General features: G+C 62.1%; 17 protein-coding genes. 2 read left to right on the forward strand and 15 right to left on the reverse strand.

The annotated features are described in order from the left end of the window. Positions 1-49: 49 nt before the first annotated feature. Entirely contained in the window at positions 50-934 is an 885-nt protein-coding gene (locus tag FHX09_RS22225) for a LysR family transcriptional regulator (RefSeq protein WP_132590482.1), read from the reverse strand. A 488-nt stretch (positions 935-1,422) separates the two neighbouring features. On the opposite strand from FHX09_RS22225, the gene FHX09_RS22230 reads away from it, so the two are divergent. Further along, the gene (locus FHX09_RS22230) at positions 1,423-3,489 is read left to right on the forward strand and encodes an FUSC family protein (protein ID WP_184450646.1); all 2,067 of its coding nucleotides are present in this window, start codon (positions 1,423-1,425) and stop codon (positions 3,487-3,489) included. A gap of 243 nt (positions 3,490-3,732) precedes the next feature. Here FHX09_RS22230 and FHX09_RS22235 read toward each other — a convergent pair whose 3' ends face one another. The 5 genes from FHX09_RS22235 to FHX09_RS22255 form a co-directional block, all read right to left on the reverse strand. Continuing rightward, entirely contained in the window at positions 3,733-4,395 is a 663-nt protein-coding gene (locus FHX09_RS22235; protein WP_132590478.1) for a TetR family transcriptional regulator, read from the reverse strand. Positions 4,396-4,523: 128 nt separating this feature from the next. Continuing rightward, positions 4,524-5,813: an alpha/beta hydrolase gene (locus FHX09_RS22240; protein ID WP_132590476.1), complete on the reverse strand. Its 1,290-nt coding sequence runs from the start codon at positions 5,811-5,813 to the stop codon at positions 4,524-4,526. Between the two features lies 1 nt (position 5,814). Beyond that, a complete protein-coding gene (locus tag FHX09_RS22245) occupies positions 5,815-8,868 on the reverse strand; it encodes an efflux RND transporter permease subunit (RefSeq protein WP_132590474.1) in 3,054 nt (1,017 codons plus the stop codon). Beyond that, positions 8,865-9,962, reverse strand: coding sequence for an efflux RND transporter periplasmic adaptor subunit (locus tag FHX09_RS22250; protein ID WP_165933110.1), 1,098 nt, complete (start codon positions 9,960-9,962; stop codon positions 8,865-8,867). Before FHX09_RS22250 ends, FHX09_RS22245 begins: the two co-directional genes overlap by 4 nt. A gap of 1 nt (position 9,963) precedes the next feature. Further along, a complete protein-coding gene (locus FHX09_RS22255) occupies positions 9,964-11,028 on the reverse strand; it encodes an efflux RND transporter periplasmic adaptor subunit (protein ID WP_132590472.1) in 1,065 nt (354 codons plus the stop codon). 208 nt (positions 11,029-11,236) lie between these two features. On the opposite strand from FHX09_RS22255, the gene FHX09_RS30045 reads away from it, so the two are divergent. Continuing rightward, positions 11,237-11,485, forward strand: coding sequence for a TetR family transcriptional regulator (locus tag FHX09_RS30045; RefSeq protein WP_245505482.1), 249 nt, complete (start codon positions 11,237-11,239; stop codon positions 11,483-11,485). A gap of 447 nt (positions 11,486-11,932) precedes the next feature. Here FHX09_RS30045 and FHX09_RS30050 read toward each other — a convergent pair whose 3' ends face one another. The 9 genes from FHX09_RS30050 to FHX09_RS22305 all read right to left on the reverse strand — a co-directional run bounded on the left by FHX09_RS30050 (position 11,933) and on the right by FHX09_RS22305 (position 21,222). After that, complete coding sequence (locus FHX09_RS30050) at positions 11,933-12,988, reverse strand: hypothetical protein (protein ID WP_245505476.1); 1,056 nt, start codon at positions 12,986-12,988, stop codon at positions 11,933-11,935. Further along, a complete protein-coding gene (locus FHX09_RS22270) occupies positions 12,988-13,881 on the reverse strand; it encodes a DUF2092 domain-containing protein (protein ID WP_132590470.1) in 894 nt (297 codons plus the stop codon). Before FHX09_RS22270 ends, FHX09_RS30050 begins: the two co-directional genes overlap by 1 nt. Before the next feature lie 114 nt (positions 13,882-13,995). After that, on the reverse strand, positions 13,996-14,721 hold the full coding sequence (locus tag FHX09_RS22275) for a sulfite exporter TauE/SafE family protein (protein WP_348649190.1): 726 nt from the start codon (positions 14,719-14,721) through the stop codon (positions 13,996-13,998). Positions 14,722-14,730: 9 nt separating this feature from the next. Continuing rightward, entirely contained in the window at positions 14,731-16,080 is a 1,350-nt protein-coding gene (locus tag FHX09_RS22280) for an NAD(P)/FAD-dependent oxidoreductase (RefSeq protein ID WP_184450647.1), read from the reverse strand. After that, positions 16,081-17,442 (reverse strand): NAD(P)/FAD-dependent oxidoreductase, encoded by a 1,362-nt coding sequence (locus FHX09_RS22285; RefSeq protein ID WP_183721208.1) that lies wholly within the window; start codon positions 17,440-17,442, stop codon positions 16,081-16,083. Next, complete coding sequence (locus tag FHX09_RS22290; protein ID WP_132590464.1) at positions 17,439-18,470, reverse strand: tetratricopeptide repeat protein; 1,032 nt, start codon at positions 18,468-18,470, stop codon at positions 17,439-17,441. Before FHX09_RS22290 ends, FHX09_RS22285 begins: the two co-directional genes overlap by 4 nt. Continuing rightward, positions 18,467-19,255, reverse strand: a complete 789-nt coding sequence (locus tag FHX09_RS22295; protein ID WP_132590462.1) for an SDR family NAD(P)-dependent oxidoreductase — start codon at positions 19,253-19,255, stop codon at positions 18,467-18,469. Before FHX09_RS22295 ends, FHX09_RS22290 begins: the two co-directional genes overlap by 4 nt. 63 nt (positions 19,256-19,318) lie before the next feature. After that, the gene (locus FHX09_RS22300) at positions 19,319-20,101 is read right to left on the reverse strand and encodes an acetoacetate decarboxylase (RefSeq protein WP_245505474.1); all 783 of its coding nucleotides are present in this window, start codon (positions 20,099-20,101) and stop codon (positions 19,319-19,321) included. A gap of 2 nt (positions 20,102-20,103) precedes the next feature. After that, complete coding sequence (locus FHX09_RS22305) at positions 20,104-21,222, reverse strand: DUF4331 family protein (protein WP_132590458.1); 1,119 nt, start codon at positions 21,220-21,222, stop codon at positions 20,104-20,106. Between the last annotated feature and the right edge of the window lie 20 nt (positions 21,223-21,242).

Here is a 21,242-nt window from a genome sequence, read left to right on the forward strand (position 1 = left end):
GAATTTGGAATGCGTCGCGCCTTTTAAGCTGCCTTTTTGGCAGGGCCGGTTATTGATCCGCGACGATTTCCTGGACGAGATCAATGAACGCGGTCGCCGCTTTCGGCAGATAACCATCGCGCCGCCAGGCGAGGGACATATCCCAGACAATGTCCGGATTATCGAGCTCGAGGATGGCGACGCTGTCCGGCCGGTCGGCCATCGCGACCATGCGCGGCATGAACGCCACGCCCAGCCGCGCCTCGACGAGTTTGGCGATGAACCGCGTCTGGGCCGACTGCATGGCGACATTCGGCACGAAGCCCTGACGGCGGCAGGCGGCGAGGATCATCTCGTTCAACGCAAAGCCCTGCTGGAACAGAAGGAAGGACTGGTCCTGCAATTCGGCCAACGAGATCGAGGTTTTTCGCGCCGGGTATGCGCCTTCTGGGGTGAGGACGACCACGGGCTCGCGCCGGACCTTGCGATATTCAAGATCGCTTTCGACCGGGAGCAGGATGCCGGCGACATCGAGATCGCCGCCCCGAAGCAACTCATGTAGACGCGCGCTGCCATGCTCGATGAGATTAATCTGTATGAGCGGAAACCGCCGGCGATATTCTGCAATCACGGGGGCGAACAGCGTGTCGCCCCCCACTGTCGGCACGCCGACGCGCAGGACACCGCGCTTGAAGCTGTGTAGCTCGCCGATCTGCATCAGCAGTTCGTCCCGCATGGCGAGCATGTCGAGCGCGCGCTGGTAGACCAGGAGGCCTGGCTCGGTCGGGCGCGGGCGTGGTGCGGACCGGTCGATCAACTGGACGCCGACATCCTCCTCGAGCTGCTTCACCATCTTGCTCACCGTCGATTGCGTGGCGAAGATCGTCTTTCCGGCTTCGGTGAACCCGCCGCAGCGAATGACTTCGACAAAGGCGCGCAGGGTCCGAAGTTCCATCTTCCATTCCTCATTGGGCGGCGTTTCGTGGCGATGCAGCTGTCCCAACGGACTGCCATTCAATACCAGAATTCGATTAGGTCACGAAAGTCGTTTTGAGAATGCATTCACCGGAGATGCGGGCGGCTTGATGGCCCTCGAACCGGACAAGATCTTCTGCGAATGCCATCGTCTTCGCACCGTGGCCAGCACGTTTCGATCGACTATCTGAGCCACCATGCCGACAGCGTCGAACTCTACCTTGAGGAGACGCTGACCTGTCGGTCCCGACTACGAAGCCATCTGTAGCCCTCCACCCGCCGCGCGCCAAAACCAGCCGCGAGATGAACCGGTGCGATCGCGTTCTTGCGCGCAAGCCAAACATTCCAAAATGGACTTATTGTTAGTCCTATAAGTCATTTAACGAATAGAACTACCCAAGTTATCATGCAGATATCTCAAACAATGTGGGCAGGCCCCGCCAGGGGCATACGAAGGCGTAAATCCGAATGGCGACGATCGACACCAGGAATGAGAGTGCCAAGTGCCTGCTTTCGCGGCGACACAGAGCCGGGCACGCGCCGCTGCTGAGCGCCCTCGTGCGCTTCCTCGAAAAGAATTCGGTCGCGCTGACCCCTGAACAGATCGGATTCATGGAGGGCCTTCGTGCCGCCACGGCAGTAGCGGTGGTGGTGGCGATCGCGTGGGTGCTGGACGCCCCGACGCTTGGCTGGGCGGCTTTCGGCGCCTTCTGGACCTGCCTGGCTGATCCCGGCGGCCCGGACCGCGAGCGGTTCCTTGCCATGGGCGGTCTTGCGATCGCCGGAGCGATCACCGCGCCGCTTGCCGCCACGCTTGCCGAGTTCGGCCCCCTGATCGCTGCGCTCTTCCTTTTGGCAACCGTGTTCCTATACTCGCTCAGCCGCGGCTGGGGTCCAGCCGCCGCCCCTGCCGGCCTGATGGCAAGCGTCGTCGCGGTGGTGGCCATCAGCTTTCCGCGCCCGCCCCTCGCCGCCGCTGAACTGGGGATTACATTCTTCTCAGGCTCGATCTGGGCGACGACGCTCTGCCTGCTGATCTGTCGGATCCATCCTCATGGACCCGCGCGCCGTGCGGTCGCCGCCGCCTATGCGCGCCTCCAGGACATGCTCGCAGATCTGCTGCCTGGAGAGTCTGGAACGTCCAGCTCAAAAAAATCCGTCACCCTGGCCGCCGACCACCGCCGCGCGGTACGCAATGCCATCGAACATGGCCACGCGCTTCTCGCCCGGTTGCCATGTGAGGGCGACGTCGAGCGCGACTATATTCGTGCGGGTCTGGATGTCGCCGACCAACTATTCGCTACCCTGATCGCCATCGAGCACCGTGGGAGGAACGGCTTTGCGCCATCGGATGGGGCCGCGTATCGCGAGACAATCGGCATTCTGGCCGAGGCGCTTGCCGAGTTGAACCATCAATCCGGGCGCCGCATGCCCGATGGCAGTGCGCTGGTCGCGATCGCCAAGTGCCTGAAGAGCGAGCCGCTCGCCAAAGGAACTTTGTTCGCGAAGCTGAGCGCGCAAAGCGCGGCCGCGCTCGATTCGCTCATCCGGCAATGGCCGCCCGTCGCGCTTGCGCCAAGGCGTAATCCCATCGCATCGTGCAAGCCGGCACAGTCAGGCAGCGGCCTGTTCGCCCCGCCGATCGTCAGGCATGCCGTTCGCGCGGCGATCGCCGTGATGGTCGCCTATGCCGCCGCGCAGTTCCTTCGCCTCGACTATTCCTACTGGGCGACTATGGCAACCGTGGTCTGCATGCAGCCAGGCGCGTCCGCGACCTGGCGCAGGAGCCTGGAGCGCATCCTCGGAAGCGTCACAGGCGCTGTCATCGCGGCCGCGGGCGCAGAGCTTCTCTCGACCCAAGGAGCGCTGCTTCTCGTCATCTTCCCGGTCGCCGCCGCGACGATCGCGCTGCGGTCGGTCAGCTATACTCTGTTCGTGGCGTTTCTGACCCCGCTCTTCATCTTCGTTTCCGAGCTGCTCCAGCCCGGCCATAGCCTCGCCTGGACGCGCGCGCTCGACAACGTCGTCGGAGCGCTCATCGGCGTCGGCATCAGTTCGCTCTGGCCAGAACGCGTGCGGGACGCGATGGAAGCCGCCTTGTCGAAAGCCATTGACGCCAATCTCGCTTATGCCGAACTGGTTGCCGGTCAGGCTGGCTCGGCAGATAGCGCGATACGCGACGCTCGGCGTGCCGCCGGCATCGCCAGCACTGCTGCCGAAACCTGCCGGCAACGCCTCGTGCTCGAGGGACGGCGATACAGCTCGCATCTTGACGAAGCCGCCGACGTGCTCGCTGCACTCCGCAATCTAGCCGGCGCCGCAACCTCTGAATGGCTCGAAGCCGACAGACCTGGCGGCAGCAACAAGACGCTGCTTGAGGCGATCGATCGCCTTCGCCATTGGCGCAGCGCAACGCCGAAGTTTTTCGTGCCTGAACAGTCGATACCGACTAACGGATTCACGACCGATGACCTCGCCGAGAGCCTGCATAGCCTCGGCGCACAGCTTTCGGTCTACCTGAGGGCTTTGGTGTGAGGCGTGGCCATTTGCTGCAGAATTGGAACTGCGTCCAATCCCTTGCGCAAGACGTCCATGAAGGTGAACGATACCATTCAGCGCGAACGAGCGCTGCGCCAAAGCCGCAAATGCTTTTCGAAGCGGCCGAGTGAGCGCGCGTAGTCTTCCGCATGCGTTCGTTCATCACCAAGTCTTGTATAGATCTGTCGGACGAGGTTCTCGCAACTTGGAAGCTGGGGCGCGCTGTCACCCGCGCTACCCTCAAGGAGATCGTTGGCCAGGTCTTTGGGAAATCGGTATAGCGCGGCGATTAGGCTGTATGCCTTTCAATGCTGATACCGAATAGCAGACAAGCTCCTCAGCGGAAAACTCATAGTGACTCGACGGCAGTGCTCCGATAATTCTGGGATCCAGTAGAACGCCGATGGAGGCGCAAAAACAGGCAGCTGCCAAATCGACTTTCGTTGGAAGGAACTCTTCCGCTGCGATGCCGGCGCGAATGAGTTCTCCCACGCCGTTATGAAGTCGCTTCAGATAATTCCGGAATGACGGCCAATCGCCTTCTGCCGCAAGAACAGTAAGTTTGAACATCTGGCTGTCGTTGCGAAGGGCGTTCAGTATTAACCGATGATATCCTAGCGCGGTGTCTTTCAGGCGGTCCGCCACACTCGCCAAATCGCCGTCGGCCCAGGCGGTAAAGCAGAGATCGCTTTCGAAAAAATCCTCCGCAATCGCATCCCATATCGACGCCTTCGAAGGAAAGATTTTATATATGCTCGCCGGTGACTTCCCGAGAAGTTTGGCAATATCAGCGACGTTTGTCTTTGCAGGGCCGTAAAGCCGGCACGCCGCCGTGCCGGCTTCAACGATCTGAATTGTGAATTCCGGTCGTGGCTGGTTCCTTGCAATCATGCCAACTTCCATTTGCAATCCCGCCGAATTCCTCCAGCGATGTCCTTTGCCCTGCCTTCGAAGATCCGTTGATAAAGGCCAAAGCCGAATGGCATTGAGGGCCAGGCTTCATCAGATGGCGGTCTGAAGGTGCTCATTCTTCAGTAAGAGATCTGACCGTTCACCATCCGCCCGCTGTCTGACGAGAGCTCTCGCTTGAGAACATCACGCGCCTCCGGGCTGATGACAGCAACCGGGGCCGCGACAGCTACGCGCGCCGCCGAACCCGCGAAATCGGCCGCAGTCATCCCGATTTGGTCCGCAACATTCGTCGTTCCTCCCTCAAGGCTTTGCCCCGCCAGCCGCTGTCCAAGCAGGCGCACGATCTCCGGACTGTCGGCGAAGGTGTTGTGGCCGAGGGGATCATTGGTCGCGATTGCGCTCGTGTCGATGACGGAAACACCGAGTTCTTTGAGGAGGGGCGCGTAGGGCCTGAGATCGGACCCGCCGACTCGATTGACGCCACCCGAAAGCCAGCCGGAGACCTCCAGTGCCTTGTCGCGGGTCGATGTCAGGATGGCGAAATGCGGGCGCTTGGGTCCCATCTCCATGAACTGACGGCGAAATACGTCGATGTCGATATCCGGCGACGCCAGAACCACATTCTTGACCTTTACCGGAATCGATTTTTCGCGCATGGCGACGCCGCGCAGGGCCTCTGCGGCAAGCCAGCCGCCCATGGAGTGAGCCAGGATCGTCACGTCGTCGACGTCGGGGCTTTTCACAGCCTGGAGGATCAGATCCTCGAGGGCACGGCGTGAATAGTTGGCGCTCTCCTTGTCATAGAGGTAATCGAAGACGCGGCCTCTTGAGGGCCAGGTAAAGAGGATCGGCGCGGCGTCGGTTCCCGAATCATGGACGATCTGCGCGAAGCGGAAGACTGCGTCGGCATAGGTGTTGTTGAAGCCATGCACGAAGATGATGACCTGATGCCTCTTGTTTCGGTTCCTTCGGTACCAGTCCAGGGCCTTGCCTTCGGATTGCACCTTGGCGACATCAGTGACCGCGAACTCCTTTTGCGGGTTGGGCGGCATGCGGGACGGCCACTGCACCTCTCCGATCTTGCGGTTCCGATCGGGCGGGATGGATATGTCGATGCTGTTAAGGGAAATCGCCGTCCCGCGGTCGCCGGAAAAGAGACTGCCAGGATCGTCCGATGGCTTGCGGGTTGTAGCGACGAGCATGGTGACCCGGCTTGTGCCGGTCGGGGCCGCAGCGAGAGGCCGAAGGACGTCCTGCGCCCGGTTGGCGCAACCCGATACAGCGAGAGCGAGGGCCACAAGGACCGGGACGGCTCGGCCCAGGCGGGCGGCGATCGCCTTGGCGAACCCAAAACCAAACCCGGTGAGACCCTGGGCAATTCGCCCAGGGAACGAGAGCGATGTGGTCATCTCAGTGCTGCTCGACTTCGCGAGGGATCCGGAACCAGGCGACGTAGAGCGCCGGCAGGAAGAGAAGTGTGAGCGCCGTGCCGACGACGATCCCACCCATCATCGCGTAGGCCATGGGACCCCAGAAAATCTCGTGCGAGATCGGGATCAGGGCGAGCGTTGCGGCCGCGGCAGTGAGCATGATCGGCCGCATGCGGTGCTCGGTCGCCTCCACCACCGCCTTCCATGCCGACAGTCCCTCTGCACGCAGCTCCTCGATCTGGACGATCAGGATTACGGAGTTGCGGATGAGGATCCCGACGAGCGCGAGGACGCCCAGGAGTGCGACGAACCCGAGCGGCGAGTTGCTGGCGAGCAGCGCCACGACGACGCCGATGAGCGCCAGCGGCGCCACCGAGAAGACCAGAAACAGCCTGTGGAAGCTCTGAAGCTGGATCATCAAGAGCGTCGCCATGATGACGAACATGGCCGGCGCCACCTTCGCGATCGGACCCTGCGACTTGGCGCTTTCCTCGACCGCGCCGCCGACCTTGACAGTATACCCGGCCGGCAGCGTCTTTTCGAAGGCTGCGACCTTGTCGGACAGCGCCTTCACGACCGTCGCCGGCTGCGTCGCATCGCCGATTCCGGCCTTGATCGTGATGGTCGGAATTCTGTCGCGCCGCCAGATTGTCGGCTGTTCAAGCTCATAGTGGAAGGTTGCCACCGATGACAGCGGCACGGACTGGCCGCTGCTGCTCTGCAGTTGCAGGTCAAGCAGGGTGTCGATCGAGCCGCGCTCCTTTTCTGCGGCACGGCCGATGACATCGACCAGATAGATGTCGTCCCGGACCTGGGTTACGGCATTTCCTTGTACGACGGTGTTGAGCGCCATTGCGATGTCCTGCGACGAGACACCGAGCTGCCTGGCCTTGTCCTGCAGCACGTCTATCTTCACGACACGGGCCGGTTCGTTCCAATTGAAGGCGAGGTTTCTGAGCGAGGGATGGGTGCCGACGATCGAGCCCAGCTTCTGTGCCAGGTCGCGCACCCTCTGCAGATTTTCGCCGGACACACGGTACTGGATCGGCTTGCCAACCGGGGGTCCGATGTCCAAAAGCTTCACGTAGGCGTCCGTTCCCGGAAAGGTCTTCTGAAGGTAGGCCTCCATCTGCTGCTTCAGCTTGTCGCGGACGTCGAGGCCTTTGGTGACGATGACAGTCTGGCCAAAGGACACGTCGGCCGGCTGCACGTCGAAGGACAGGACGAAGCGCGGCGCACCCCTGCCGACGTATGTCGACCAATGCTCGACGCCAGGATTGTCGGCCAGCATCTCATGCTCGAACTGGGCCATCTGGCGGCTTGTTTCGGCGATCGAACTGTTCTGCGGCAGGTTCCAGTCGACGATCAGTTCCGGACGATCGGAACTCGGGAAGAACTGCTGCTGCACCATCGACAGGCCGACGATCGATCCGGCGAAGAGAAGAACCGTCGCGACGATCGTCATCCAGCGCCAGCGCAGGCAGAACTGCAGCAGGCTTGAAAACACCCTGGCAACGCGCCCCTTGTGCTCGGCGTGCTTCTTCATGGTCTTCGGTAGAATGGTCACCCCGATCAGCGGCGTGAACACGACCGCGACGACCCATGAAACGACGAGCGAAACCGCGATGACGACAAAGAGCGTGAAGGTGAACTCGCCGGCGTTGCTCTTGTTGAAAGCGACGGGGATGAAGCCCGCGACCGTTACCAGCGTGCCGGTCAACATCGGAAACGCAGTCGATGTGTAGACGTAGGTGGCGGCCTTCGTGAGACTGTCGCCCGCTTCCAGCCGTGCGACCATCATCTCGACGGCGATCATGGCGTCGTCGACGAGGAGGCCGAGCGCGATGATCAGCGCTCCGAGCGAGATGCGCTGCAGCGAGATGCCCGTGTAGAGCATCACCAGGAAGGTGATGGCGAGCACCAGCGGGATCGCGATTGCCACCACCAGGCCGGCCCTCATCCCGAGGCTGATGAAGCTGATCGCGAGCACGATCGCGACCGCCTCGAACAGGGCCTTGGTGAAGCCCCCAACCGCCTCGTCGACCACTTTCGGCTGATCGGAGACTTTTTCGACGGAGACGCCGACCGGAAGCTCCTGGACGATGTTGCCCATCGTCTTTTCGAGCGTTTCCCCAAACGCGAGCAGGTTGCCGCCCGTCTTCATGCCGATCGCGAGGCCGATGGCCGGCTTTCCGTTGAAGCGGAAAAGCGACGTCGGCGGGTCGACGTAGCCGCGGGTGATCGTTGCGACGTCCGTCAGCGGGAAGAAGCGGTCGTTGACCCGAAGATTGATCCCACGCAAGGTGTCTTCGGAGATGAAGCGCCCGCCGACCCGCAAAGCGACGCGCTCGGGCCCGGTTTCCACGAAGCCGGACTGCGTGACGGCGTTTTGCGCCTGCAGCGTGGCAATGATCGCGGAGCGGTCGATGCCGAGGGCGGCGATCTTGCGGGTGGAGAATTCGAGGTAGATCACCTCATCCTGCGCTCCGACGATATCGACCTTGCCGACGTCGGGGATCTTGAGGATCTGCGTTCGGGCGGTCTCGGCGTAGTCGCGCAGCTCCCTCTGGCTCAGTCCGCTGTCGCCCGTAAAGGCAAAGATATTGCCATAGACGTCGCCGAACTGGTCGTCGAAGAAGGGTCCGACAACGCCCTGTGGAAACTCGTGCCTGATGTCGTCGATCAGGTTGCGGACCCGCGACCAGGTGGGCTTCACGTCCCGTGCATTTGTATCCGGCAGCAGGTCAACGAAGACGATCGTCTGACCGGCTGTCGTGATGCTGCGGGTATGTTCGAGGTTGTCGAGTTCCTGCAGCTTCTTTTCGATGCGGTCGGTAACCTGCTGCGTCACCTCCTCGGCGGATGCACCAGGCCACTGGGCCTGGATCACCATCGTCTTGATCGTGAAGGACGGATCCTCCTCGCGACCTAAGCCGAGATAGGCAAAGGCGCCCGCTAGCGCAAACATGATCATGAAATACCAGACGAGAGAGCGATGCTCGAGTGCCCAGTCCGAAAGGTTGAATTTATTCACGGGCGTTGCTCCTGTCCGAGTTTCACTTTCTGTCCATCGACGAGTTCATCGATTCCGGCGACGACGATCGCTTCGCCTTCCCGCAGGCCCGATAGAACCCTGACGGAACGGGCGCCAGATTCCGGGCCGTCGAGTTCAACCGCTCTCGGAACCACCGTGGCTGTCGAGCGATCCACCACCCAGACCTGGCTGGCACCGCCTTCATGGCGGATGGCGGAGAGCGGCAGCGCGATCGCCTGCTTCCTTTCTCCGACAAGCGGCGTCGCGGTGACCACGGCGCCGAGGCGGAAGATGTCGGGCGCCTGATCGATGGCGATCTTCAGTCGATAGGTGCGGGTATTCGGATCGGCCTGCGGCGCGATCTCACGAACGACGCCAATGGCTTGAATTTTGCTGTCGAGCTGGAGGGCCACATTGAAGCGGTCGTCCTGGCGAACGTTGCTGAGCTGCGCCTCCGGAACGTCGACGACCACGTCGCGCTGTTCGAGGCGTGCGAGGCTCAAGACCGGCTGGCCGGCCGAGACGGTCTGGCCCGTTTCTGCGGACGTGGCCGTGACGACGCCATCGAATTCGGCCCTCAGTTCGGCGTAGCCAAGTTGCTCGTGCGCCTTCGCAAGGCTGGCCGCTGCTTTGGCAGCATTGGCGGTAGCCGATTTGAGCTGCTGTTCGGCAAGATCGTGATCGGCAACGCTTGCCGCATTGCTCTGCATCAGCTTTCTCTTTCGCGTCTCGGTCGTCGCGGCGTTCTCCAACTGTGCCTGAGCGTTGCGCAGATCGGCTTCGGCGCTCTTGACGGCGAGCTGCAGCGTGAGCGGATCGATCTCCGCTAGGACATCGCCCTTGTGCACCAGATCGCCAACATCGACCTTGCGAGACACCATCCGCCCAAGAGTCCGGAACGCCAGATCGGTCTCGATGCGGGCTCGCACGACGCCGGGCAAGCTTGTCGCTTTGTTCTGTTCGACCTCAGCCATGACCACTTTGACCAGACGGGGCGTTGCCTGCTCTCCTGCCTCCGACCTTTGATCGCAGCCAACAAGCAGAGAAATCGACAAGAGAAATGGAAGAGAGGTACCTATGCGCACGAGTGTCATCTCACTTGCCTTCCCAGGCGATTGCCTGGCCTTCCTTGAGAAACTTTCCGCCTTCGGTGACAACCAGGTCTTGTGGGGCGACGCCGCTGGTGACGATGAAGTCGCTCTGGCGGTATCGGCCGACCGAAATCTTGCGGAGCGAAACGGAACGGTTTTGGGTGTTGACGAGCCAGACGGCGGGTTCGCCGTCGGCTGATGCGATCGCGGTGTAGGGCAGCACGATACCGTCCCGCGGCGCGGCGCGCAGCTTGCCCACGACGGGCGTTCCAAGCGGCCACGGCGTGCTCTCCTGGAGCCCCACCTTGATCCGGATGGTGCCTGCTTTTGCGTCTATGACCGGCGAGACCTCGCGGATGTTGGCGTGGACGTCTCGCGTGGGGTCCGAAACCGGTGCGACGACGACGTCGTTCAAAGGACGGCCGTCCAAAAAGAATGCTTCAAAGACATCAAACACCGCATCTCTTGGACCGTCGTGGGCGATCGTGAAGGCCGATTGCGCCGCTGAGACGACCTGCCCGGCTTCAATGCTGCGCGCGGTGATGATGCCGTCCGCGGCCGCTCTCAACTCGGTGTAGGACAGCGCGTCCTTCGCCGTCGCGAGCGCGGCCTCGGCGGCCTCGAGGGAAGCCTGCGCACTCAGAAGCTCTTTCTGGGCATCGTCAAAGATCGCCCGCGGGACCGCCTGTGACTGCAGGAGTGACGTCGCCCGGTTGAAGGCGAGCGTCTTTTGCGCGAGGACCGCCTGCGCCGACTCCAGTGCTGCGCGGGCGACACTGACGTCGGCCTGTTGCTCCGTGTCGTTGAGCTGGGCCAGGACGTCGCCGGCGTGGACATGCGACCCGACATCGACCTTTCTCTCGAGAACTCTACCGCTGACGCGAAAGGAAAGTTCAGTCTGGACCCTTGCCTTCACCTCGCCGGTGATTTCCGCACCGGGTTGATACTGCGCCTCCGCGGCCGAGACGGCGCGAACCTGCTGCGGCGGCGGCGCCACTTCAGCTTTCTCCTCGCAGGCAGCCAGAACTGCGCAGGCGAGACCAATTCCCAGCAATCGAAAGGACTGCATGTTTTGCTCCGGTATGGTTGCGAAGAGACGCGTTGTTGAGCGGCCAGCTTCGATCTTCTACTTGGACCAGGCGATCGCCTGATGTTGACATCGCCCACTTAGTGTCTAAAGTGGGCGATGTCAACTTGGTTGGCCAAAAAATGTTGACACATACAACATGGAGACAGGTGACCAGATGCGGACAGCCGCTGGATATCAAGCAATTTCAATGGGATGTTATGAATTTAGCTGTGAGAAAATATCGCGAGCGGAATTGAAGGCGCGGCGTCCCCATCAAATACTGGAGGCCGCGTTCGAGGAGTTTGCGGCAAACGGTTACGCGGCAACGCGAGTAGAAGACGTCGCAAGGAGATGTTTCGCCACATGTCGGCTTCATCCCGCACCTGTTGACCGCCATCGGCAGCCTTCGGGGATCCCGCGCCGACCGAATTCGCGACCTGCTGCTGATCGCTTATGAAAACACGGCCAACGAGGGAAAGACGAGAGAACTCCTGCGCTTGTCCATCGCCGAAGGAACTCGTTTTCCCGAAATGGTCGATTGCCTTCATGAGCAATTCATCGCACCGACGCTTGCAGCCCTTACGGGCTTGGTCGAGCAAGGCATCGCGAGAGTTTATACAGGATGCGGCGGCCGACACGCCGGACGTGCTCGCGACTTCGATTTTTCACGTTGCCGTCTGGCGTCTGGCGTCTGATGTTTGCGGATCGAAAGCCGATCGACGGCAAGGCGCTTATGGAGGGCACATCGACCTCGTTATGGGTCGGTCTGCAGCATTCGGGACGAGCCGCGCGATTTGAGCAGGTAGGTCAGAGCCGACAGAGCCGTGTGGTTTTCTGCGCATGGCAAAGGCCGGATGGGTCGTGCGACGTCCGGCCTGAACCTTTTCCTCATGCTGAGCTCAATCTAGTTCCCACCAGGTGCGCGATTGTAATCCGACGGCGGCGTTTCGCCCGAGACCACGATGTTTCCCTGGATCCTGTAGACGATCCGTAAATTGGCGGCCGCGGCCTGAAGCCAGCCGACCGCCTCTTCCGACGTCCATGCCGTGCCTTCCGGTGGAAGGCTCTCAAACAGGCCGGCGATCAGAGGATTCACAGACTGGGAGCTGCTGTTGCCGCCGCTCCGGTTCATCCCGCCTGCAACGGCCGGGCCGGAGCGGCTCTGATCGGAAGAGCTTGCATATACCTCGCCAGAAGAGCCTGAAGAACTGGCGTGGGACAAACCTGAAGAGCCCCCGTGGGACGAACCCGAGGACGCTGCGCCAGAGGAGCCCGCAGCGGATCCAGACTGATCTCTATAGGAAGAATATGTTGTTCCGCCGGTGCTCGAGGCGGCTGCCGCACCGACGACGACGCCTGCCGCATACCCGCCCAGAACGTAGGCTCCGCGGCGATAGTATCCACGCCCATAGTCTCCACCGCCATACTCTCCGTCACCGTAGTCGCCGACGCCGTGGTCTCCACGACGATAGTATCCACGGCCAAAGTATCCGTTACCGTTGCCCGAGACCTTGAGATCACCGGAGTTGTTGACGGTGAGGTTGCCCGAGTCCTTTGCGACGATATTGCCTCCGGAGTTCATGAAAGCGCGGTTCCCGTTGATGTTACCGCCCGAATTCAGCGTGTTGCGGATGTTTCCGGACACGTTGCTGCCTTCGCGGCCGGGTCCTTCTGCCAACCGTCCCTTTGCGCCACCGACATTTGGCATACGGGGGTTCACCGGCGGACGGTTCTGCACGCTCATCGGCGGACGGCCATGGCTGGCCGTCGGCGGATGCCGTATGCTGCCCATCTGCGGACGTGGCGGCCCTCCCGGCCCTCCCGACGGGAGATGCGGCGGCCCTCCGGATGGCAGCGGCGGTGGACCGCCGGGTGGCGGCGCAAACTGACCGAAGGCAGCGTCCGATGTAATGGTCGTTATCGCGAGAAAAGCAAGACAGGTGCGCTTCAGACGGTTCATCACTTGCTCCCTTCCATTGTCGGCGCGACGGCGGGTGTCAGGACGATCTTTTTCACACCGGCGGGAGGTTCAAAGGTGAATTCGGAATCCGACAGAGGGGGCTGGGTCTTCCAGCTCGTGAATTCGGCAACGAAACTTGGTTGGCCCTGCAGCAACGGGTAGGTCACGATCAGGCGATGTGGCGTCGCCTCATCATTCTTCTCGACCCACAATTCCAGATCGATGCCGGACTTCTGAGAGAAAAGCAGATGCCGGCACTCGACACCGTCGACATTGGCAGTCCCTACCTGCGAGGCGGCCAAGGCGTCCCCTAGCAGCACTTTGTCCGGAAAGTCTGCAAAAAGGGCGCCGAGCGGAAAATCGACGTCCAGCTTGGTTGCGACCTCGCTGAGAGCAGATGGTATGTCGCCCGATGCCGGGATCGTCACGTATTTCTTGCTGTCGGGAAAGAAGACCGAGGCCGCCTTGCCGTCATAGAACAGATCGTGCCTGCCGTCATCGCCGATAAACTCGACGGCGATCCGATCGGGACGGCGCACGGCAATTTTCATCGTATGGAAGATGTGAAGCGGTTGTCCGGACTGGTCCAGGTAAACGCTGGTCGTTCTCGCCGTAATCGATAGGTCCCTGGCCATGAGCGTCTTGCCCATCTGCGAAACGGCGATGGCGGCCTCGTCGCTAATCGCCGGTTTGATCGGCGGGGTCGGCTCATCCGCGCGCGCTGTCGGCAGCGCGACGAATCCTACGCACACGACAAGCGCGACGGCATGGACGGCATTCCGAAGTATCGCATTCAAACCTCCCCCGCTCGCGCCGTCGACAATGGGATTCCCGGCGACCGAACGGCGCAGGGCCTTCAATAGGCCCCGGTTCGGGCCAGTGCACATTTCCATTTTCATTTCCTTTGCAATTATAGATTCATGGATGGCAGGCAGCCCAATGCGGCTTCCCGCCAAGTAGATGTCGTTCGCGTGCTGGAGCGTTGCGGCCGTCCAGGATTGGAATGTTCAGATGCCCTGGCAGAACCACACGCCTCCGACGACAATGGCGAGGATCGAAAACGAGGCCATGAGGACATTTTGCACTTTGACGCTTTGGGCGCCCGGCCGACCCGCAAGCCAGCCGATGAAGGTTGAAAACGTTGCCATCGCGGCGATGGTGCCGAGACCGAACACGAGGAGATAGGCTGCCGCTTCGGTATTGGTGGGCAATGCCAGCGCCGGCACGATGCCGAGCAAGTGCGAACTCCCGGCGAGTCCGTGCACCGTGCCAACAGCAAAGGCCGGATGCTTGTGCCGGTGCCCATGCAAATGCCCACGATACCCGTCGGAATGAGTTTCGGCCCTGTCGGCAACTGCTGCCCGTAGTCCCCAGATGCCGATGCCGCAGAGCATGACGCCCACGAAACGCTCGCCCCAGGCGGATACGATGTCGATGGACAGAGCGCCCCGCAGCAATAGCGCGAGCAACCCCACGCCAACGACGCCGGCGCTGTGTCCGACCCCCCATCGAATCCCTGTCCGCCAGGCCCGAGCTTTGGCGTCGACGGCATATGGTGCGATGGCGGCAAGGTGATCCGGGCCCGAAACCACGTGCACAATGCCTGCGAGGAGCCCGGAGGCCAGAAGGGTCATCAGAAAGGAGGGGGTCATGTCGTAGCCTTTGGGGCGGTGGAATTCGCCTAGCGGTCGGGCAGCGCGATCCAGCGTGGCACGAAGCGTTTGTTCGGCCACGGCGCATCATCAGTCGGGCAATCGAATGCGGGCTCGGACGTGGGAATTGATCATGTCCGCAAGCCATATCAACCCGCCGCGCCAGAACCCGTGCAACCGCTGTTGATGGCTGCGGTAGAGGAGAACGTGCCCGAGCTGAGCCACGCGTCCGCGTATGAAGCCGCCCGTGAACAGTCCGAATTGTCCGAGCGAGCCATAGGCGCCATAGCCGCCTAGCGATACGATCGAACCGAAGTCCCTGTAGGAGAACGAGGGCAGCTTCCCTTCCAGCCAGCCAGGAAGATGGCGGATCAAATGCGAAGCCTGCTGATGAGCAACCTGTGCTGCCGGCGGTAGCGGCTTGCCGGAGTCTCCCACAGAAAGACTGGAACAATCCCCGACGGCAAAGATCCGGGGATCAAGCGTCGTCTGCAGAGTGGGCCTCACCACGATCTGATTGTTGCGTGTCACCTCAAGGCCATCGAACGAGGCACAGGCGTCCGAAGCCTTCACACCGGCCGCCCATACCTTCAGCTTGGCGTTGATCTGTCTTCCGTCCGCCAGTCGAAGGCAATCTGCCTCGGCGGCGACGACCCGCGCGCCCGTCAGGACGGCGACGCCAAGCCTCTCGAGACGCTCGCGAGCGGCGATCGCCACACGGTCGGGAAACGCACCCAACAGATTTTGCCCGCTCTCGATCAGCGTCACCTTGACCTGGTCGCGTAGTCCTGCTGCGCCGTAACAGGCGGAGGTATCGGCGAGCTGGACAAGCTCTGCGGCGAGTTCGACTCCTGTAGCACCACCTCCGACCACCGCGATGTGCAAGGTGCTGTTGGCCGCGAGCGCTTCGAGCATGTGCCTCATTACCTCGCGATTGAATTTCATCGCCTGGGAACGGCTGTCGATCGTCAGGCAGTGATCGCGCACGCCTGGCGTTCCGAAGTCGTTCGCCTCGCTGCCCGTCGCCAGGATTAGCGTATCATAGGAGATCGCGCGCTCCGGCAAGATGGAGCGACCCTCGATTTCCAAGGGCTTCAGATGGACCTTCCGCTCTTTCCGGTCGATGCCCTTGAGTTCTCCCGTCTCGAACACGAAACGTCGGTTGCGGGCATGGGAGATGTAGGAGGTTTCCTGCTGGGAGACGTCCGTGGTTCCGGCAGCGATCGTATGCAGCATCGGCTTCCATACATAGGCAGGCTCCCGGTCGACCAGCGTCACGGCGATGGAGGTTCTGCGTATGCTTCCCGGCAATTTGGAGGCAATTTCAAGCCCGGCGATTCCGCCACCGACGACCACGATCCGGTGGGGCCTTGAAGGCGTGCCTGCGTGGTCGCGATCGTATCTCTGGGGCTTGTCGGACGGTGTGGATGGTTTCGACATCTATCTTCTCCAGATCGCAGTGTCTTCGGGAATTTGGCTGATTGGCGGAGCGTGCCCGCCCCGACCGGCTGCCAGCTCGCACGGCTCGACGATCAGCCGTCCGCTGCGGCGGTAGGTGGTTAGAAGGCGCACCCAGTTCGCCAGGATCGACAGCCTTGCATGACCGCCGCCGGACAAGGTTCGAAGATGCAGCAGCCCCCACAACAACCAGGCGGGAAAGCCGATAATCGAACGCCCGCGAAATTCCGCGACGCCGACATTCCGAGAAATGGTTGCCAGCTTGCTCGGCGTGAAGGACACGTAAGGCTTGGGATGAATGGTGTTTGCAAGCCGGGCGGCGATAAGCCTGCCGACGTATCTGCCTTGATCCTGTGCAACCGACGCCAATCCCGGCATCGCCCGGCCGTCGGGCCCGATGACATGGGCCGCATCGCCGACAACAAAACACTCGGGATGTCCCGGCACTGATAAATCCTTCAGGACCGCTACCGTTCCGTCTGGTTTGACATGCGCGCCGAGCGTGCGCGCCAGCGGCACACCCTGGACGCCGGTGCACCACAATACGGTCGCAGCCGCGATGCGCTCGCCACCGATGGCGACGCCCGCCGCGTCCACGTGAGTTACGGGAACGCCCAGCCTTACCTCGACCCCTTGGCCTTCCAGCGCGCGGGCCGCGTAGGCTGAATGTCGTTCGCTGAATGCCGGCAGCAATCTTGGTCCCGACTGGACGAGTACGACGCGCGCCTTGCCGAGGTCTATATTTCGAAAGTCGGATGCGAGCGTCCTTCGGGTAAACTCGCTGATCGTGCCTGTGATCGCGACGCCCGTCGGCCCACCGCCGACGACGACCACTGTCATATCGCGCGCCTGTTTCCGAGGGTCGGGCTCCAATTCGGCTCGCTCAAACGCCTTCAAAAGTCGATTGCGGGCGGTGACGGCGTCGCCAAGCGATTTCAATCCAAGCGCGTGCGGCGCCCATTCCGCCTCGTGACCAAAATAGCTCGTCTGCGCTCCCGTCGCGACCACCAGGATGTCATAGGCCAGATCGTCGCCTTCGTTCATGACGACAACCCGGCTGGACAGGTCGATACGCGTCGCCTCGCGCATTTCCACCCGGACGTTCGGCATCTCCTGCAGAAGTGATCGGATTGGCGTCGCAATTTCCGCCGGCTCCAGGATCGAGGTGGCGACCTGGAAGAGGAACGGTTGAAACAGGTGATGATTGTTGCGGTCGACGAGCGTGATGTCGGCGTTGCTGTCGCGCAGGGCGCGGACGGCTGCCAGGCCGGCGAAACCTGCGCCGATGACAACGATCTTGCACCCCGATGTCTGGTTTGTCGCGACGGTGAGGCGAGCGTTCATACGGCGACCTCTCGGGCCAGATTGGCTTGTTTGGCAGCGCTCGCCTTGGCAAGGAGCTTACGCGACCTCGGCGTGTCGCGGATTTTGAAATTGGCCAAGGCAAGTTCGAGGGCCCTTTTCGGTCGATTGCCGATTCCCATGAAGAAAGCAGAAGCATGGTCCGCATAGGCTTCCGGCCGACGCGCCAGGAGCCGCTCATATGCCTCGCCTGCAAGTACCGCTTCCCTTACGGCATCGCCGTCGCCGCGGGCGGCGAGGATCTCCGCATGAACCGCGCGATACTCGGGATCGTCGGAGGTTTCGACCAGCGGTGCGACGAGAGCTTCCGCAAGATCCGGCTCTCCGCGCGCCAACGCTACTTCGGCACGATGTCCGCGTCCTGGAACATGTGCCGGCAGGATCGCCTCGAGTTCTGCCAAGATCCCCTCCGCACGATCCAGGTCGCCGCGACGCATCGCGCTCACGCCCCATTCGAAGAGGAGTTGGCCGCACGGAAAAGGCGAGACACCTTCGTCGGCATCAAGCGCGGCGGCATAGGAGGTTTCCGCCGCGCTCCATTCATTCATTTCCGCCAAGAGCGTCGCGAGGCTTCCCAACGTGTTAATACCCGGATCGCGCTTGGCCAGCCTTTCACGCAGGACCAGCGCTTCGTTGTAGTGCCCCGTCGCCTGCAGCAGCGCCACCCGTTCCGCGTCGATTTCCTGTTTTGAATATCCAGCCAGGAACGCCTGAGCGAGAAGCCCTTTTGCTTTCTCGAACAGGTGGAAACGACCGGCGATCTGGGCGCGAACATAGAGTGCTCTTGCGGACCCCGGCGCAGTGACGGCCTCGCCGGCGATTGTCTCGGCGCGGTCGTGGTCGGCGATGCGGCCCAACAAGTCGCCACGAAGGAACAGGAGCTTCGAGAGCGACAGCAGGCTGTCCGGATTTGCACCGTCGCGGCGGTCGCGCTCAAGGCTGTCGATTGACGCCGACAGGTTGGCGACGGCGATCCGCCCGCTCGTATAGCGCCGGGGATCGATCATCATGCGGCGGCGTCCTTGATGCCCGTCAGCAGTGCCGGATAGCCGCGCGTCAGCGAACCACCGTCGATCGCAATCGTGTCGCCATTGATCGATCTTGCCTTGTCGGACGCGAGAAACACGGCGGCCGCGCCGATCTCTTCCGCTGCAACGGCGCGCTTCATCGGGATGACGCCCAGGAAGAGATCGCGCATCGCAGGATTTTCCAGCTCCTTCCGGGTCAATGGCGTCTCCACCAGACCCGGAGCGATGCCGACGACCCGAATGCCGCGACTGCCCAGCTCCAGGGCACCGCAGCGTGTGATCATGTCCACTCCGGCCTTCGCCGCGCAGTAGGCGGCCTGGCCTTCGCCGGCCTGCCGTGCGTTCACCGAGGAGATGTTGATGATCACACCCGGACGGCCTTGCTCGATCATGATCCGGGCGCCATGCTTGACGCCAAAAAAGACCCCGCCGAGCGTCACGGCCTGGACGGAATGCCATTTTTCGGCAGTCAGTTCGGTGATTGGCGTGATCGCACCGAACCCGGCACAGTTGACCACTATGTCCAGCGATCCGAAAGCATCGCGTGCGGCGTGCAGTGCGCCCTCGACCTGTGCCTCATCGGAAACGTCGGTGATCCGGCCGATGGCGCGATCACCCAGTTCGCGGGTGACATCGTCAAGCGCTTTCGCATTGAGATCGCAGAACAGCACGCTCGCGCCCGCTTCGATGAACGCCGTCGCGATCGCCCTGCCTATGCCGGATGCGGCACCGGTCACGACGGCGCCCTTGCCCTTCAGTTCATTCATGCTCTCTTCTCCTTTGATGGTGGTGGGATGGTTTGGCCGCCGCATAAGCTTGGCTGATCAATCCTAGCGCCGCTGGGCTTCCAGGTAGTCGTAGACAACCTCTCCGTCGCTCAGCGTCATGTCCCATAGGTGCTGGCGGCCTTCGAGCACCCGCACGACCGGAAGTGCTGCGACCGGGCAGCCGGCATGCGGGACCATGAACAGCTCCGCGGGTCCGCCCCATGCGCCCTTCAGCCGGACATTGTAGAGATTGACCTTCACGAGCTGGGCGACCTTCGGCGTGCGACCGTCGACATCGGGAAGCAGCTTCAGCACGAGCTGGGTTGTCTGCAGCTCCTGCTCGATCTCGGCCAGGCGATCAGACAGGTCGATCATGCGGTACGGCATGGTCGCCAGTGCGACTTGGGTGCCGCCATGGGAGAGCGTGCCGGTCAGCACCTCCCGGACGGCCTTAAGCTCGGGCTCGGCGTGTCGCTTCGGGAAGCCGAGGATCTCCCGCCCGGCGAGCGTCGGCGACTCGCTGTTGAGGAAGGCCTGGAACACGTAGATGACTGGCTTGCCCTCGAAGGTGCAGGCCACCGAATGGCCGATCTCGACGTACGGCCCGAATCCGCTGACCTCTGTCATGTTCCGCCACTCTATGGTGACGCGGTTGCCCTCGGCGGGTTGAAGAGGTCGCGGGACGACCGCGCGTACGGCCTCTGCCGTGCTCTCGTAGGTGACGATGAGCTGGTGCATGTCCTTGTAGTGCCACGGCCCGCGCGGGTAGCTGGGCCTCAGCGTCGACATTACCGGATATTCCAGGAACCAGTCAGTGACGCTTCCATTGTCTTTCATGTTGTCCATGTTCATTTCTCCACAAATGCGGGCACGGGAAGGTCCGTCCGCTGGTTGGCTTGACGCACGTAGGGAAAGACAGGAGCGGCCGGCTGGGTCGGACCGTCGACCGCATCGCCCAGCCGCTCGCCACGCCCGCCGTTCACCAGCAACGTGAGCATCTCGTCCAGGATGTCGTCGTCCAGCCAGCGACCGCCCGCGTTCGTGTGCGGACGGTCCTCGAGCACTGCCCGTTCGATCTCCAGGAAATTGCCTATTCCGAAGGGATGAGCGAGGTCCAGGACCAGGTAGTCGCCCATGAGCATATCGCGCATGGGATGCCGTCCGTCCGCTTCCGGCGGCCAGGCAATCTCGCCATCGAGACCGTCGAAGAACGCAAGCGTTGCGTCGACACGTGCCTCGTAGAGCGGCCGATATTCCCTGGAGAGGGCGAAGGCGTCCTCCCTGTTGTAAAGATCCCGCAGCTCGACGCCCTTTGGATCGCGTGTCGCGTTCGACAGAATGACGTTCTTGATCTCCGGCCGGCCGACGCGTTCGAGCCGGATCGGCTTGCCGCGGCGCGCGACCAGCGTCTCCGCCACGGCGGCGATCAGCGTGACACCGTCCAGGCGTTCGAGGATTGGGGCGAACGGCACCTCGACGACGATCGTCAAGACGTCGCGAAACTGGACGGTATTCGTGCCCGTCGCTCCGAAGGACAGCTTGCCGGAGATGTCGGTGCGGATAGTTGCCTCGACATCCATGAAGAACGGGTCGCTGACCAGTCCGGCATAGACTCGCATGCCATCGAGTTCCAACGGCGCGCCGGTAACGAAGGCTGTCTCGCACCCGTCCGATGTGACGACGGTGCCCTTCTGAACCGACATCCCGTCCGCCACGTCATTGAAACGGACATCGATCGTATGTTGCGCCATGCCGTGCATGAAGCTGCCGCCCGAGCGGGTCAGCGGCCGCAACCGGAAACGATAGGTCACAGCATCGCTGAAGAAGGACTGCGATGTGGCCATTGGAAACGCATTCATGATCAGGACGAGATTTCCCGGGTGTTCCGGGCTGGGAAAAGCGTAGAAATCGGTGATGTCCACTGCGGGATCGTCCATCACTGCGGGACCGCTGAAATGATCTGACATTGCGTTCACCTCTCTTTCCG

This window comes from Rhizobium sp. BK538 (genome assembly GCF_014197575.1).
GTDB lineage: Bacteria > Pseudomonadota > Alphaproteobacteria > Rhizobiales > Rhizobiaceae > Rhizobium.

What these genes read in the sequence shown, in the direction of transcription:
- FHX09_RS22225 (WP_132590482.1), bottom strand. Translation starts at nt 934, where the DNA reads ATGGAACTTCGGACCCTGCGCGCCTTTGTCGAAGTCATTCGCTGCGGC.
- FHX09_RS22230 (WP_184450646.1), top strand. Translation starts at nt 1,423, where the DNA reads ATGGCGACGATCGACACCAGGAATGAGAGTGCCAAGTGCCTGCTTTCG.
- FHX09_RS22235 (WP_132590478.1), bottom strand. Translation starts at nt 4,395, where the DNA reads ATGGAAGTTGGCATGATTGCAAGGAACCAGCCACGACCGGAATTCACA.
- FHX09_RS22240 (WP_132590476.1), bottom strand. Translation starts at nt 5,813, where the DNA reads ATGACCACATCGCTCTCGTTCCCTGGGCGAATTGCCCAGGGTCTCACC.
- FHX09_RS22250 (WP_165933110.1), bottom strand. Translation starts at nt 9,962, where the DNA reads ATGACACTCGTGCGCATAGGTACCTCTCTTCCATTTCTCTTGTCGATT.
- FHX09_RS22255 (WP_132590472.1), bottom strand. Translation starts at nt 11,028, where the DNA reads ATGCAGTCCTTTCGATTGCTGGGAATTGGTCTCGCCTGCGCAGTTCTG.
- FHX09_RS30045 (WP_245505482.1), top strand. Translation starts at nt 11,237, where the DNA reads ATGGGATGTTATGAATTTAGCTGTGAGAAAATATCGCGAGCGGAATTG.
- FHX09_RS30050 (WP_245505476.1), bottom strand. Translation starts at nt 12,988, where the DNA reads ATGAACCGTCTGAAGCGCACCTGTCTTGCTTTTCTCGCGATAACGACC.
- FHX09_RS22270 (WP_132590470.1), bottom strand. Translation starts at nt 13,881, where the DNA reads ATGGAAATGTGCACTGGCCCGAACCGGGGCCTATTGAAGGCCCTGCGC.
- FHX09_RS22280 (WP_184450647.1), bottom strand. Translation starts at nt 16,080, where the DNA reads ATGTCGAAACCATCCACACCGTCCGACAAGCCCCAGAGATACGATCGC.
- FHX09_RS22285 (WP_183721208.1), bottom strand. Translation starts at nt 17,442, where the DNA reads ATGAACGCTCGCCTCACCGTCGCGACAAACCAGACATCGGGGTGCAAG.
- FHX09_RS22290 (WP_132590464.1), bottom strand. Translation starts at nt 18,470, where the DNA reads ATGATGATCGATCCCCGGCGCTATACGAGCGGGCGGATCGCCGTCGCC.
- FHX09_RS22295 (WP_132590462.1), bottom strand. Translation starts at nt 19,255, where the DNA reads ATGAATGAACTGAAGGGCAAGGGCGCCGTCGTGACCGGTGCCGCATCC.
- FHX09_RS22300 (WP_245505474.1), bottom strand. Translation starts at nt 20,101, where the DNA reads ATGGACAACATGAAAGACAATGGAAGCGTCACTGACTGGTTCCTGGAA.
- FHX09_RS22305 (WP_132590458.1), bottom strand. Translation starts at nt 21,222, where the DNA reads ATGTCAGATCATTTCAGCGGTCCCGCAGTGATGGACGATCCCGCAGTG.